Genomic DNA, 14,174 nt, shown 5'->3' with positions numbered 1-14,174 from the left:
GATCGTCAGGCCGGGCTGGTCCCGGCGGCCAGGGTGAAGCCCAGCTCCCGGACGCTGTCGTTCTCACTGATCGTGTAGAGGTGGCCATTGCTGCCGTGGAAAGCGACCTCGGCGGCGTCGGCGGAGACGCCCGCGCTGGTGCCGGGCATCATCGGGTAGCCCCAGTCCTTGCCCAACCGGTTTACAGACGCCACCGTCGTCCAGAGGTTGCCGTTGGCCCCCTGGAACGCGATCCGGGTGAGGTCCCAGTTGGTCGACATCGTCGACATGTTCGGGCTCGTGCCCGGCGCCATGGCGAATCCGGTGTCGTCGGTTCCCCCGCCCACTCGGATGATCCACAGGTTGCCATTGGCACCCTGGAAGGCGATCACGCCATCCCGCGAGGAAGCCGGGCTGGTCCCGGGCATCATAGCCAGATCGGTGCGACCGCCCCTGGTGGTCCAGAGGTAGCCATCGGCTCCCTGGAACGCGACCTGGCTGGTCGAGGCGATGCTCGGACTGGTCCCGGGCGCCATCGCCAGGCCGCTGTCCGTGTAGCTCCTGCCGTCGGTGGTCCACAGGCGGCCGTTGCTGCCCTGGTAGGCAACCCGAGTGCCGTCGGTCGAGACGGTCGGGCCAGTGCCCGGGGCCATGGGCTGGCGGTGGTCCCCGCCGGAGCCGCTGCCGGCCGCGGCGGCCCACAGGTTGCCGTTGCTGCCCTGGAACACCACCGTGCCGGTCAGCACGGTGGTCTGGCCGGTCCCCGCCGAGATAGCCGGGCTGGTCCCCGGCATCACGGAGAAGTTCAGTTCCTTGCCGTTCCCGGTGATTCCGGTGACCCACAGACGCGAGTTCGCCGCCTGGAACGCCACAGTCCCCTTCGAAGACATCCTGAGATCAGCCGTGCCGGCATAACCGGGTGTTGCGGCGCCCGCGACCAGCAGCAGGCCGACGCTGAGGCTTACGCTGAGCGTCCTGGCGTGGATGCGCGCGATCTTGCTCCAAGAAACCGACATGTGCGCTCCCGTGTCGTGCGAAAGCCCCGTGCTCCCGCGACATCGACGATCGTCATACACCCGACTGGGCATTCGTCTTGACACTTCCTTGACGCGGGGCGTTGCGTTTCTCGAGTCGGTGGACATGTCGAACCGCGGATTCCGCCAGGATCAGGCAGGCGGACGACGGTCGGCCAGGGCGGCCAGCCCGACGAGGTCGTCGGGCTCGGCGTCCGGCACGTCCCGGTCGAAGTGGGCCAGCACGGGAAGGCGCAGCGAGACGACGACCAGTGCGCCCATCGCCAGCCCGCACAGCAGGTACAGCAGGCCGGTGCCGCGCCCCGCGCCGACGCCGATCACCGCGCCCACCGTGCCGGCCAGCGGACCGCCGGGGTCGACCAGTGGTTGCAGCGCCGTACTGACAAGTGGCGCGACGGCGTATCCGAGCGAGAGGACGGAGAGCGCGACCATCTGGTTCAGCGCGATCACGCGGGCGTGGAATCGCTGCGGCACCTTCGTGTGGATGATGGTGATCCAGGCGCCGTTGACCAGCACCAGCGCGAACGACAGGCAGAACGTGCCGACCGCGATCAGGGCCAGCGACGGGCGGAGGCCGGCCACGGCGGCGCTCGCGGCGACCCCGGCCGCCGCCCAGAGCAGCCCACGCATCCGGTGCCGCTTCGGCCCGCCCCAGAGCGCGAGTACGAGGCCGCCGGCGACCGCACCGGCGGCGGACACCATCGCGACCCGGGCGGCGTCGGCCGTCGAGCCCACCACCAGCACGAGCGGGGAGACCAGCACGAGTACGGCGGCCAGCGGCGCGTTGAGTCCGACGAAGAAGAGCAGCATCGCGCGGAGGCCGGGGCGGCGGAAGAAGTAGTGGAAGCCGCCCCGGATCTCGGCAAGGACGGTCTCCCGGCGCTGCCAGGCCATCGTGCGCGGAAAGCGGACGGCCAGTAGTACGGCCACGCACAGGAGGTAGCTGGCCACGTCGAACAGCAGGATGCCGAGCATGCCGAGCGAGTGCAGCATCGCCACCGCCACCAGCGGCACCAGGAACTGTGCCGCCCCGGTTGCCAGCTGCACGACTCCGTTGGCGTGTCCCAGATACCGCTTGGGTACGAGCTGCGGCACGGCCGACGCGTACGCGAGCCGCTGAAGGGTCAGCGCCACCGAGAGCGCGGCGAGGAGCCCGTAGAGGAGTCCCGCCCCCAGCGCGTCGAACGCGAGCAGCAGTGCGAGAGCCCCCTGGATCAGCCCTGCCAGAATGCTCGCTCCGATCAGCGCGCGTCGCCGATCGCTACGGTCGACGAGGGCACCGGCGATCGGCGCGACGAGGATGCCGGGCAGCACGCCCGCGACCGCGAAGAGCGCGAAGCGCAACAGCGATCCGGTCGCCAGGTAGGCCCAGATCGGCAGGGCGAACTCGGTCAGTGCCGTACCCGTCATCGACACCGTCTGGGCGGCGGCGACGGCGAGGAAACGGCCCATGCTGGGTCGCGGCCCGGGAGTGGGCGGTGCGCCCGGATCCGATGCCGGCACCGGACCGGTCACGATCCCGGCCAGCTCCGCGGCCCGGTACTTGAGGAAGTAGTGCCCCGCCTCGTCCAGCACCACCAGGCCGGTACGCGGGGACAGGAACTCCCACTCCCGGTAACGCTCCTGGTAGTAGTCGGTGCCCGGGTCCTTCTCGCCCACCACGGAGACGATCGGAGCCCGCAGCGGTGTCACCCGCCCGCCCATCAGAGCGGTGAAGTACTCCTCGGCCTCCTCGGCGTCCCGCCGCATGGCCCGGATCAGGTGCCGGCGCTCGGCGGGCTCGAGTGCGCCCACGTCGGCGCCCATCGACTGCAACCAGTTCGCGTACACGGTGTCCGAGCGGAGTCGGTCGAACCGGGCCAGCCCGGCGAGTCGGGGCCGGGCGAAGGGGAAGACGCCGCCGAGGTAGACCGCCTCCAGGGTACGACCGGCTGCCTCCAGCCGGCGCGCGACCTCGACGGTCAACGCCGCACCCGGGCCGCAGTGTCCGTAGAGGACGAGCGGACCGGGCACCCGGTGCAGCACCTCGTCCGTCACGGCGGCGGCGACCTCGTCGAGCGGCCGGGCCTCCTCCGCCACCCCCAGGTCGTGACCGGGTACGGCGACGGAGTAGAGCGTGACCCCCTCGGGCAGGGCGTCGGCGAGGGGCTGGTACACGATCGCGCTGGCGCCGCCGTACGGAACGCAGACCAGGGACAGGGTGCGGGTCGGCCCGGGACGGGTCAGCTCGTGCAGCAGCGGGCGTGGGCCGGTCCGGTCACCGAGGCCGGCCAGGCCGCGCACGGTCGGATGTTTGAACAGGTCCATCGCGGTGACCGGCGTGGGCAGTAGCCCGCGCAGCCGGCTCACCACCGTGATGGCGAGCAGCGAGTGCCCGCCGAGGTCGAAGAAGTCGTCCTCCGCACCCACCCGTTCGACACCCAGCACCGCGCGCCAGACCTCGGCGATGGCCTCCTCGACCGGTCCGGTCGGCGGGATGAAGGCGTTCCGGGACCCGACGTCGGGTGCGGGCAGGGCACCCCGGTCGATCTTGCCGTGTGCCATCCGGGGCAGCGCGTCCAGCCACACCGCCTGGGCCGGCAGCATGTACTCGGGCAGGGTCAGCGCCAACCGCTGACGCAGCTCGGCGAGCGGCAACTCCCGCGCCGACGCCCGCTCCAGGTAGGCCACCAGCCGATCGGCGTGCACCGCGACGGCGGCCTGGGTGACCTCCGGCAGGGCGGCGAGGGTGGCCTCGATCTCGCCGAGTTCGATCCGGTAGCCGCGCAGCTTCACCTGATGGTCCCGCCGGCCGAGGAACTCCAGGTCGCCGCTTGGCAGCCATCGGGCCAGGTCGCCGGTGCGGTAGAGCCGCCCGTACGACGCGCTCCGGACGAAACGCTCGGCGGTCAGCTCCGGCCGGCCCAGGTAGCCGCGGGCCAGCCGGTCGCCGCCGAGATGCAGCTCGCCGACCGCACCCACCGGTACCGGTCGGAGCAGCCGGTCGAGCACGTGCACCTGGGCGTGCGGCAGCGGGCGTCCGATCGGCGTCGTGACGGAACCGGGGTCGACGGCCGGCGACACCTGGTACGTCGTGACGCCGACCGTCGCCTCCGTCGGTCCGTAGTGGTTGACGACGGCGGCCGGGGAGAGGCCGGCCAGTTCCCTGGTCCAGTCCGCCCGGGACGCCTCCCCGCCGAGCACCAGGGCGCGGCGGGGAAGCAGGCTGGCGGCCGGCACCTCGGCGGCGAGCGCGGCGAGGTGCGACGGGGTCAGCTTCAGGTAGTCGATCCGGCCGGACGAGACCTGGTCGGCCACCTCCTGGGCGGTGCCCCGCCGTGGGATCAGCGCTACCCGGCCACCCGTGGCGAGCGCCAGATAGAACATGGTGACCGCGAAGTCGAACGACAGCGACTGCAGCAGGCCGAAGCGGGAGCCGGGGACGACGTCGAGGCGTTCGCGCATTCCGTCGAGGTAGCGGACGAGCTGGCGGTGCTGCACCGCCACGCCCTTCGGCTGCCCGGTGGACCCGGAGGTGTAGATGACGTACGCGAGGTCGTCGGGGCCGGCGATCGGCGGAAGCGGGCCGGATCCTCCGGCGGCGACGTCCGTGAGCAGCCGCCCGGGATAGCCCTCGAACAGTCCGGTGAGGTCGGGGGAGGTGAGCAGGACCTCGGCATCGGAGTCGGCGAGCAGGTACGCCAGCCGGGCCGGCGGTTGCTCCGGGTCGAGCGGCAGGTACGCCCCGCCGGCCTTGAGCACGCCCAGCACGGCGACCGCCGAGTCGGTGGACTGCTCCAGGCAGATCCCCACCCGCGCATCCGGCCCGACCCCGCACTCCCGCAGGCGTCGCGCCAGCCCGTTCGCCAGACTGTCCAGTTCCGCGTACGTCAACGACGCGTCGCCGTGCACCACGGCGGGAGCGTCCGGGGTCCGGGCGACCCAGGAGTCGAACGCGTCGGTCAGCACAGCTGCCGGGGAGTCTGTCGGCGCCGGCGCGCTGAACCGCCGCAGCACCTCGTGCTCCCGCGACGACAGCAGGTCCAGTGTGGACAGCGGCGCGGCGGGGTCGGCGGCGACCTGGTGCAGCAATATCGCGAACCGGTCGAAGAGCCGTACGACCGTTGCGGCGTCGAACAGGTCGGTGTTGTACGTGACGGTGCCGACGAGTTCGTCCCCGTCGTGGTACAGGTAGAGGGCCAGCTCGTGTCGGGTGGTCGTCGGCGCGACGTCGAACGGCGCGACGGTCAGGTTGCCGAACCGGGTGGCCGGCGCTCCGGTGTAGTTCTGCATCGCGAAGCTGACCTGGAAGACCGGCGGGCGCCGTACGTCACGCCGCACCCTCAGCTCGGTGACCAGCCGCTCGAACGGCAGCTCCTGGTGCGCGAACGCGTCGATCGCGGTCTCCCGCAGCCGGCCGAGCAGGTCGTCGAAGGTCGGGTCGCCGGCCAGGTCGGCGCGGAACACGATCGTGTTGACGAAGAGCCCGACCAGGCCCTCGGTCTGCGGCTGTCCCCGCCCGGCGACCGGCACACCCACCGCGAAATCGTCCTGACCGGTGTACCACCCGAGCAGGGCCTGGAAGCCGGCGAGCAGCACCATGAACGGTGTCGCGCCGCGGGGCTGCCCGACCGCGCCGAGCGCCGCGGTCAGTCCGGCGTCGAGCCGGAACGTGTGCATGGCACCGGCCGACGTCTGCGTCGGGGGGTACGGCCGGTCGGTCGGCAGTTCCAGCGCGGGTACGTCGGCGAGGCGCTCGCGCCAGAACGACAGGTCGCGTTCGGCCCCGCCCAGCAAGCGCTGCCAGCGCGCCCAGTCGGCGTAGCCGATGGGCAGGTCCGGCAGGCCGGCGGGCCGGCCGGTGCGGTGCGCGTCGTAGAGGATGCCCAACTCGCGCAGGATCACCTCGGTCGACCAGCCGTCGCTGATGATGTGGTGCATCGTCAGGCACAGCACATGGTCGTCGGGGCCGATCGTGGCCAGCGTGGCGCGGAAGAGCGGGCCGGCGGCCAGGTCGAACGGCACGGCCACCGCTTGGGTCAGCGCGGTCCGGGCCGCCGCGACCGGATCGGCGGTGCCGCTGACGTCCACCGACCGAAGCTCCACCCGCCCCGGCGGGGTCACCTCCATCTTCGGCTGGCCGTCCTCGGTGGCCGAGAATCGCATCCGCAGGCTTTCGTGCCGCGCCACGAGTGCGTCCAGCGCCGCCCGGAGGGCGCCGGGATCGAGCGGGCCGGCGACCCGCAACGACAGCCACATGTGGTACGTCGCGGTGCCCGGCGCGTACTGCTCCAGGAACCACATCCGTTCCTGGGCGTACGACAGTGGTGGGGCGCTGCCGTCGGTGCAGGCGACGATGGCCGGGGCGATCGGATCGGCCCGCCACCGTCGGGCGAGCGCCGACGTCATCGGGCGAGTTCCTCGAGGGCCTCGGTCAGGCCGGCCACGGTCGGATGCGCGAAGACCACCCGCACCGGTACGTCGAGACCGGTCGCCGCGTTGATCCGCCCGACGACCCGCATGGCGTGCAGCGAGTGGCCGCCGAGCGCGAAGAAGTCGTGGTGGACGCCGACCTTGTCGAGTCCGAGCACGTCGCCGACCACCCCCGCCACCAGCTCCTCACCTTCGGTGCGGGGCGGCACGTACTCCACCGGCAGCGGGGCGGTGCTGGCGGGCGGTCGCACCGGCTCCGGTACGCCTGCCCGCACCGCCTCGGTGACCGGCCGGTCGGGCTCCGCCGCCAGCAACCGCAGCAGCTCGTGGAATGCGGTGGCGAGCGCGTCGACCGCGTCGGCCGCAAACCGGTCGGCGGGGTACTCGAACACCACCTTGATCTGGCCGGTGTCGGTGGGCAGCACGATCAGGGTGAGGTCCAGATAGGAGTGTCCGGCCGGCACCGGCAGGACCGTCGCGGACAGCCCTGCCCAGGCGATCTCGTGCAGCCGGTAATCCTGCATGTTGAAGCCGAACCGCACCAGCGGTGGCCCGCCGGCAACCCGGGGTGGCGCGAGTGCGGCGACCACCGCCTCGAACGGCGCGTCCTGATGGGTCAGCGCTCCCGCGAACGCGTCGGTGACCCGGCGCACGGCGGCCGGGAACGGCGGTTCGCCCGCCAGGTCGGCCCGCACCACGACGATGTTCGTGAAGTCGCCGACCACCCGCTCGGTCCCCGGCTCGGTGCGGCCGCCGACGAAGACGCCGACCGGCACGTCGGTCCGGCCCGTGTAGCGCCCCAGCAGCAACTGGTACGAGGTCAGCAGGACCGGTGCCAGGGTCAGCCGACCGGAGACACCGGCCGAGGCGGTGAGCCGGTCGACGAACTCCGGCGACAGCATGCGGACCGCCTCCGCGACCCCCTGCGCGTGGGCGACCGGCGCCGGCAGCGGCAGCGCGACAGGCGGCCCGACACCGTCCAACGCGGAGCGCCAGTACGCCAGCGTCCGCTCCAGACCACCACCGGCCAGCCGCCGACGCTGATAGGTGGCGACATCCGGGTACTGCACCGGATGGGCCTCGAGCGCCGGCCCGGTCGCCCCGACCCGCGTCCCGTACGCGGCCGCCACTTCGGCGCTGACGATGCCCAGCGATGCCGCGTCGAGCACGAAGTGGTGGCCGGCGAGCAGGAACAGGTGCTCGTCCGGACCGACGCGCAGCAGCGCGGCACGGACGAGCGGCCCGCGTACCAGGTCGAACGGCTCCGCCCGCAGCCGTTCGACCCACCTCGCCGGACCGTCGGAGTCCGGCCCGGAAGTCCGGGAGCCACCGACGGCGCTCGACTCGAACCCGACCGAGGTCTCCACCCGCAACGGCGCGGACAGCCCACCGACCACTCGCTGCCGGGGCTCCTCGCCGCCCGTCACCGGCACCGTGCGCAGGCCGTCGTGCCGGGCCACCACCTCGGCGACAGCCGCCGCCAGGGCCTCGGTGTCCAGCGGGCCACGCAGCCGGATCACCGTTGCCACGTGGGCGCTCGCGCCGTCCGTGTCGACCTGGGCCGTCAGCCAGGACCGGCGCTGATGGTATGAGCAGTCGTACACCTCCTCGCCCGCCGACCGCGGTGGCCGGGGCACCGGCCGCAGGCGCTTGACGAGCAGAGCCCGCTGCTCGGGCGAGAGCTGCGCGATTCGGTCTCGCACCGTGTACTCCCTTGTCCGTGTGCCGGCAACGGGCTGCGGGGTGGTACCCAGCAGTCCCTCCAGCCGGTCGCAGGCGGCCTCGACGGCGGCCCCGGAGTCCACCAGCGGCGACCGCGCCCGGTTCCGGGCCGCGTAACCGGGGTCGTCCAGCACCCGACGGAGGAGCGCGGCGATCGTCTCGGTCGTCCAGCGGGCCGCCGGCAGCCACTCGCCGAGGCCCAGCCGGCGCAGTCGCACGGCGTTGTCCGGCCGGTCGACCCCGTGCGCCAGCACGACCTGGGGTACGCCGGACGCGATCGCCCGGGCACTGGTGAGCACGCCGCCGTGGTGGACGACGGCGGCGACCTTGGGTATCAGCGTGCGGAACGGCAGGGACGGCTGCCACTGGACGCCCTCCGGAAGGACATCCGGAACCAGGTCCCGGTGGCGGCAGACCAGGATGCCGGGCCGGCCGGCCCGGGCGCACGCCTCGGCAGCGAGCCGGTACCACTCGTGGTGCAGCAACTGTCCCGACCCACCGGTCAGCAGGACGGGTCGGCGGGCCGGCGGAACGTCGTCGGCCACCAACTCCGCCACCTCCGCGGGTAGCTCGCCGGTCTCGGCGTCGTCGTGCAGCACGAAGCCCGGCAGCGCGGTCCGGGCGGGTGCCCGGTCACCGGCTCCGTCGAACCAGTCCGGCCAGAGCCCCAACTCGAGATCGGCGGAGGAGAGCCACGGCGCCCAGTCCTCGACCGGCGGCATACCCACGGCGGCCCGGACCTGGTTGGCCGATGCGGCGAGGGTGCGCGGGAAGAGCCGTTCGGTGAGTGGCATCGCCATGAGCTGGGTGGGGGCGAGGGCCACCCAGGCCGCCGGTACCCCGTACGCCTCGCGCAGCATCAGCACGGAGAGCCCGGAGGTGTGCCGGCTCACCGTCACCACCTGGGCGGGGTCGCGCTCGCGTACCACGGCGGCCATCGACTCGTATTCGCGGCGGACCTGCTCCCACAGGCCGTTGCGCCGGTAGTAGTCGGCCAGGTGGTCGACGTCCGCCAGCACGTTGAGCAGGAGGCGCCGGGCCTCCAGAAGGGTCCGTGCGTAACCGGACTCGGTGTCGACGGGTACGAACTCCAGGCCGGCGGCGCGGACCGTGCTGCCGTAGTACTCGTGGGTGTGCAGCACGACTTCGTGACCCCGGGCGCGCAGCGCCTGCCCGATCCGGATGAACGGCAGCACGTCGCCGTGGGTGCCGAAGGTGCTGGTCAGGAACGTAGCCATGGCGGCGGTCAGCGGTCGGCGTCGAGTAGCGCGCGGACCTCGTCGTCGGAGAGCTGCGCCAACTCGGCAAGCAGCTCGTCGACGTTCGCCGAGGAATGCTCACGGATGGTTCGGGCGATGTCGGCGACGGTGAACGCGTCGGTGAAGAGCGCGTCGACGGGCAGTTCCACGCCGAAGTCGTCGCGTACCCGTACGGCGAACCGAACCAGGGTGAGCGATCCGCCGCCCAACTCGTGGAAGTTGTCGTTCACCGAGGTCGGCGGAAAGTCGAGCAACTCGGCCCAGATGGCCGCGACCTGGGCCTCGGTCGGGTCGTCGGTGTCGACGGCGGCGGCCGGCGTGCTGCTCCGGCGTGCCTCGATCGCGGCCAGCACCTGCCCGGCGGTGCTGCGGGTGGTCGCGGTCCGGTGCACCCGGTCGGCGTCGGCGGGCGGGGCCAACCGGGCCGCCGTTTCCGCGCCGGCGGGAGCCGGCCGCACCGATTGCGGCTCGTATCTGGCCGCGACGGCGTCCGCCACGGAGATCACGAACGCGGTCCCGTCCCGCCGGACGCCCGGCAGGCCGGACAGGAAGTCGTAGCCGGGGCGGTTGCGCTCGGTGGGGGAGTAGGCGAGTGCCACCTCGGTCAGGCCCTGCTCCCGGGCGAGTGCCCCGAGGCTCGCCAGCACCCGGTGCTCGACGCCGCGGCCGAGCACCCGGCAGCTCAGCAGGAACGTCTCCACCTCGAGCCGGGCGCCGTGGGCACGGTGCACGACGACACCCACCTGGCCGTACGAGCCGAGTCGGTCCCGTACGTCGACGACCAGCACCTCACCGTCCACCGTGCCCAGTTCGGCGGCGGTGCGCCGCACGGTGGTGAGGTTGAACTGGTTGGTGCGCTGGGTGAGCTGCGCGGTGCGGGCGAGGTCGGTGGACGTCATCGGCCGGACGTCGACGACCAGGCCGAGCCCGTCGAGAAAGCTCGCCAGCGACGGTGCCGCCGCGCGGGCGGCCCGGCGTCGTGCCTCCACCACGTAGCGCTCGGCGCGGTTCCGGTCGTCGTCGGTGACCTCGGTGACGTCGAGCGGCCAGCAGTGCCGCAGGTACGGCAGCACGGCGTCCGGCTCGGCGGGCAGCGCGAGCGCGAGGACCTCCGGGTGGGCGGCGCGCACCTCGGCGCACTCGACCGGGTTGTCGTCGAGGAAGACGAACGCGTCCAGCCCGAGGTCGAGTTCGGCGGCCAGCGCGGCGAGGTTGGCCGACTTGGGCTGCCAGTCGATCCGGTGCGCGGTCACGTGCTCGGGCCGCAGCACCATGTCGGGATGCTCGGCCAGCACGGCGAGCACGTCCGCCTCGGCGTTCTTGCTGCAGATCGCGATCAGCCGGCCGGCGGCGCGCTGGGCGAGCAGGAACTCCTGGAACGCGCGGCGTCCCGGGCCGACCCGCACCCCCCGTACGCCGTCCTCGCCGACCACCCCGTCCCACAGCGTGTTGTCGGCGTCGACCGCGATCACCTTGGGGCGCGGCGTGAGCCAGGCGTGCGCCGCCCGGGCCACCGCCGTGCCGAGCGCGGCGAACATCGTCCGGGTGTACGGCACGTCCGCGGACCGTTCGCCGTACGGGTCGTGGTAGTCGGGCACCGGGTAGAGCGTGGCCAGGTCGACGCCGGTGATCACCCGTACCCGTGGATCGCCGGAGAGTGCTCCGGCGAGCCGCGCCTCGGCGGCGGCGAGCGCCGGGTCACCCGCGTTGCCGGGCGGCGGTGGGCAGCACACCACGAGGTGTGGCACGGGCGCCCGGTCGGCGCTGTCACGTACGGCGTCGGCGAGGTCGTCGGCGCCAGCTTCGGCGTCCGGCCACTGGTCGACCCGGATCAGGACCACGTTGACGCCGTGCCGGTTGCCTGCGAGCGGCCCCCCGTCGTCGAGCAGCGCCTGGAACACCTGGTTGTACGGCGCGAACGTGGTGTGCGCGGGCAGGTCCCACTCGTCCCACCAGTGGCGCAGCGTCTCGTCTATCGGGTCTGCCGTGAAGCTCGCGGCGACGGCAACGCGGATTGCGTCCACTGTAGAAGGATCTCCTCGGGATGGCGGCCACGGGACATGAGATGGGAGCGCTCCCGGACTGGAAGACAGATTGAAGTTTAGCCATGCCCCCGGGGGTGTCAACGGTGCGCCGACGATCCGACTACCTTGGGGAGTCGGCGTCCATGGGCAGGTCAGCGCGGTCTTCGAAGGTCGGGTCGGCACCCGGATGCTGTCCCAACGGGCTACCCGGAACGATCCATTCGGGCGGTGGTCGAAGCCTGTGCCGGAGCCGGGCGGCGTCGTTCGTTGACCACGGGCATCCCTACGGTGACTCCCGGTGACCCTGACCGGGTCGATGCCGGCCTGCTGGAGAATCTCCCGCACGGTGGAGGCGGCGACCTTCACCCCAGCACGAGTTCACCGTGGATGCGGCGGTACCCCCACGTGCTGTTCTCCCAGGCCAGGCGCAGCACCAGCCGGCGGATCGACCGAACAGGCGGTGGCCGCCCGGCCCGCCTGGGCCGGGAAACCCTGGCATGCCTGCGAGCTGTCAGATCCCGATGCCGGCTGTAGCGGTGGTTTCTGCTCTGGGCGGCCAGGCGGTGGTCCCGGGTCGGGATCAGGGTGCCGTCGACGATGGTGATCTGGTCGACCCTGCGCCGCCGTACCGGGGCCACTGCGAGTAGGGGGCCGAGGGTGTCGATAACCCGGTGGGTGGCGGAGTGTGATACTCGAACTGCCGGTCTCGCCGACGTTTCGGCCGCCCGAGCCACCCGAACCGAACGCGGACTCACCGGTCTGGTGTCCGCCGGCGAGCGCGTCCAACGCTTCGAAACCGAACGCTGCCAGCTGCTCCTACCGAATCCGCTACACCTACTAGACGCATCCGATCCCTGATACCCAGCCAGCCGACGTTAAGCCGCGCCCGGTTCCCAGCGAGAGCGGTTCTGGCAGGAGGCCTCATGCAGCTGGGGTGTTCAGCAACGGCAGTGCCCGAACCAACCGGACCGGATCCGGTTGCACCAGCCGGCCGTTCCCTCGCCGGTGTGAACTGTTGATCCACTGGGTGATTTCGGCACGTTGACCCTGCACCACCTGGGCAACAAGTTCGGGCGCCACCGCCGGGCTGATGTATCGATGGGAAGCGTCGCCAGCTACTGCCGCCGCCACTTCGGCGGCGCTTATGATCGACTTTTGTCGGCGACCACGTGCAGCTTCACCCAGGGATGGGCCTTGGCGACCTGCTTGAGGAACGCGAGGAACTCGTCGTTGCGGTGCCGGTCGTAGTAGGTGGGGAATTGAGCCGGTGTGACGGGGTCGTTGTCGGGCTGCTCCGCCCCCGGAATCGCTCGCGGGGAGTGACGCGGCCATCGCGACAACGGACGCGAAACCGGTGCCCGTCACCGGTTTGATCCCGGAAGATCGGGGTAGAGGCGAGCCCAGGTGCCGGGGAGCGAGACAGGTGGGAAGCGGCTATGACGGGGACCGTACGCGACATCCCCGAAGGCCATGCCCGGCCGGGGCGTTCGGCGACTGCCGCGGCTCTGATCGGTGTCGGGCTGATGGCCGGGATCGACGAGATTGTCTTCCATCAGCTCCTGAACTGGCATCATTTCTACGACCGGTCCACTCCCACGCTGGGTCTGTTCTCCGACGGGCTGCTGCATGCCGGGGAGTTGGTCGCGCTGGTCGCCGGTTTCTTCCTGATCGCCGACCTGCGCCGGCATCGTGCGCTGGTGCCGCGGGCGGCGTGGGCGGGGCTGTTCCTGGGGTCGGGCGGTTTTCAGCTCTTCGACGGCGTCGTCGACCACAAGTTGCTGCGGGTGCACCAGATCCGGTACGGCGTGGACCTCGTCCCGTACGACGTGGCGTGGATCGGGGTGGCGGTGCTCTTGCTGGCGGTTGGCGCACTGCTCGCGCGGCGGATCCGTCGGACGGCCGGCCGTCGATGACCGGTGGGTCGGCTCATTCGGCGGTCGGGGCGGACGGGTCGGGGTGGCTTCCGGTTCTCGCTGTGGTCGCGGTGGGTGGTTGTTACCTCGCTGCCGCCGCTCGGGGCCGGCGCACCGCACGCGGTTGGCGGCCCACCCGGACGGCGGCCTTCGTCGTCGGCGTCGGACTTCTGGGCGTGGCCCTCTCACCCGTTGTGGCCTCGGCCGCCCATCACGACGCACGGGCACACATGGTCCAGCACCTGCTGGTCGGGATGTACGCGCCGTTGGCGCTCGCGCTGGCCGCGCCACTGACGCTGGCGTTGCGGACGATGCCAGGGCCGGCCCGGCGGCATGCCAGAGCCGTCCTCCGCAGCCCCGTATCGCACCTGCTTCGCCATCCCGTCACGGCTCTGTTGCTCAATGTCGCCGGTCTCTACCTGATCTACCTCACTCCGTTGTACGGGACCGCCAAGACGAACGAGATACTGCACCTCGCGATACACGCGCACGTCTTTGCCGCCGGATACCTGTTCACCTGGTCGGTCGCCGGCCCGGATCCGGCGCCCCGGCGTCCAGGGCTGGGGCTGCGGCTCGCGGTCGTCGTGCTGGCAGCCGCCGCGCACGCGATACTGGCCAAGCTGCTCTACGCCCGGGCGCCCCACTGGCCGCCGGGCGCCGCGTTCGACCTCGACGCCGCGCGCGACGCGGCACAGTTGATGTACTACGGCGGGGACCTGGCCGAACTGCTGCTGGTGGTGGCGCTCTTCACCGGCTGGTACCGCCGCTCGGGCCGCCGCGCCGGTCCCCGGGCCAGCGGTATCGCCGCGCCGGTCGGGTGAGCCCGGGAGG

Annotated in this window: 6 protein-coding genes and 1 pseudogene; 2 read left to right on the top strand and 5 right to left on the bottom strand. The window is 72.1% G+C overall.

The genetic code is table 11. From position 1 onward, the window contains the following. Positions 1 to 5 precede the first annotated feature (5 nt). The 5 genes and pseudogenes from ACFP2T_RS34960 to ACFP2T_RS34940 all read right to left on the bottom strand — a co-directional run. Positions 6 to 1,067 (bottom strand): hypothetical protein, encoded by a 1,062-nt coding sequence (locus ACFP2T_RS34960; protein WP_377429457.1) that lies wholly within the window; start codon positions 1,065 to 1,067, stop codon positions 6 to 8. A gap of 78 nt (positions 1,068 to 1,145) precedes the next feature. Next, complete coding sequence (locus ACFP2T_RS34955; protein WP_377429455.1) at positions 1,146 to 6,401, bottom strand: non-ribosomal peptide synthetase/MFS transporter; 5,256 nt, start codon at positions 6,399 to 6,401, stop codon at positions 1,146 to 1,148. After that, a complete protein-coding gene (locus ACFP2T_RS34950; protein WP_377429453.1) occupies positions 6,398 to 9,385 on the bottom strand; it encodes a condensation domain-containing protein in 2,988 nt (995 codons plus the stop codon). The genes ACFP2T_RS34955 and ACFP2T_RS34950 overlap by 4 nt, the downstream gene beginning before the upstream one ends. A gap of 8 nt (positions 9,386 to 9,393) precedes the next feature. Next, a complete protein-coding gene (locus ACFP2T_RS34945) occupies positions 9,394 to 11,430 on the bottom strand; it encodes an HAD-IIIC family phosphatase (protein WP_377429451.1) in 2,037 nt (678 codons plus the stop codon). A 527-nt stretch (positions 11,431 to 11,957) separates the two neighbouring features. Continuing rightward, positions 11,958 to 12,233: pseudogene (locus ACFP2T_RS34940) on the bottom strand (IS5/IS1182 family transposase); the annotation flags it as partial. 633 nt (positions 12,234 to 12,866) lie between these two features. Between ACFP2T_RS34940 and ACFP2T_RS34935 the strand changes: the two are divergent. Both ACFP2T_RS34935 and ACFP2T_RS34930 read left to right on the top strand, forming a co-directional pair. After that, the gene (locus tag ACFP2T_RS34935) at positions 12,867 to 13,343 is read left to right on the top strand and encodes a DUF2243 domain-containing protein (RefSeq protein ID WP_377429449.1); all 477 of its coding nucleotides are present in this window, start codon (positions 12,867 to 12,869) and stop codon (positions 13,341 to 13,343) included. Further along, positions 13,340 to 14,164, top strand: coding sequence for a cytochrome c oxidase assembly protein (locus ACFP2T_RS34930; protein WP_377429447.1), 825 nt, complete (start codon positions 13,340 to 13,342; stop codon positions 14,162 to 14,164). Before ACFP2T_RS34935 ends, ACFP2T_RS34930 begins: the two co-directional genes overlap by 4 nt. Positions 14,165 to 14,174 lie beyond the last annotated feature (10 nt).

The organism is Plantactinospora solaniradicis (assembly GCF_042658085.1).
Taxonomy (GTDB): Bacteria; Actinomycetota; Actinomycetes; order Mycobacteriales; family Micromonosporaceae; genus Plantactinospora; species Plantactinospora solaniradicis.
This window is presented reverse-complemented; position numbering and strand designations above follow the sequence as displayed.

What these genes read in the sequence shown, in the direction of transcription:
- ACFP2T_RS34955 (WP_377429455.1), bottom strand. Translation starts at nt 6,401, where the DNA reads ATGACGTCGGCGCTCGCCCGACGGTGGCGGGCCGATCCGATCGCCCCG.
- ACFP2T_RS34950 (WP_377429453.1), bottom strand. Translation starts at nt 9,385, where the DNA reads ATGGCTACGTTCCTGACCAGCACCTTCGGCACCCACGGCGACGTGCTG.
- ACFP2T_RS34960 (WP_377429457.1), bottom strand. Translation starts at nt 1,067, where the DNA reads ATGCCCAGTCGGGTGTATGACGATCGTCGATGTCGCGGGAGCACGGGG.
- ACFP2T_RS34930 (WP_377429447.1), top strand. Translation starts at nt 13,340, where the DNA reads ATGACCGGTGGGTCGGCTCATTCGGCGGTCGGGGCGGACGGGTCGGGG.
- ACFP2T_RS34935 (WP_377429449.1), top strand. Translation starts at nt 12,867, where the DNA reads ATGACGGGGACCGTACGCGACATCCCCGAAGGCCATGCCCGGCCGGGG.